Raw genomic sequence first — 533 nt, 5'->3', positions numbered from 1 at the left:
TGTGTTTTTAATAAACAGTTGCAGCCACCTGGTATCTGCGACTCTCGTCTGCTCCATCCGCAAGGGACTTCACTGATAAGAGCGTACCTTCTCCCGAAGTTACGGTACCATTTTGCCTAGTTCCTTCACCCGAGTTCTCTCAAGCGCCTTGGTATTCTCTACCCGACCACCTGTGTCGGTTTGGGGTACGATTCCTTACAATCTGAAGCTTAGAGGCTTTTCCTGGAAGCATGGCATCAATGACTTCACTACCGTAGTAGCTCGACATCGTATCTCAGCGTTAATAGCGGTCCGGATTTACCTAAACCACCCGCCTACGTACTTGAACCTGGACAACCGTCGCCAGGCCCACCTAGCCTTCTCCGTCCCCCCATCGCAATTGTAAGAAGTACGGGAATATTAACCCGTTTCCCATCGACTACGCCTTTCGGCCTCGCCTTAGGAGTCGACTTACCCTGCCCCGATTAACGTTGGACAGGAACCCTTGGTCTTCCGGCGAGGGAGTTTTTCACTCCCTTTATCGTTACTCATGT

General features: G+C 51.2%; 1 rRNA gene. It reads right to left on the bottom strand.

The annotated features are described in order from the left end of the window. Window positions 1-533 (bottom strand): 23S ribosomal RNA (locus ATB74_RS23450); the annotation flags it as partial.

This window comes from Vibrio splendidus, assembly GCF_001557875.1.
GTDB lineage: Bacteria > Pseudomonadota > Gammaproteobacteria > Enterobacterales > Vibrionaceae > Vibrio > Vibrio splendidus_F.
Note: the sequence above shows the minus strand (reverse complement) of the source record. Positions and strands in the feature narration are given on the sequence as shown.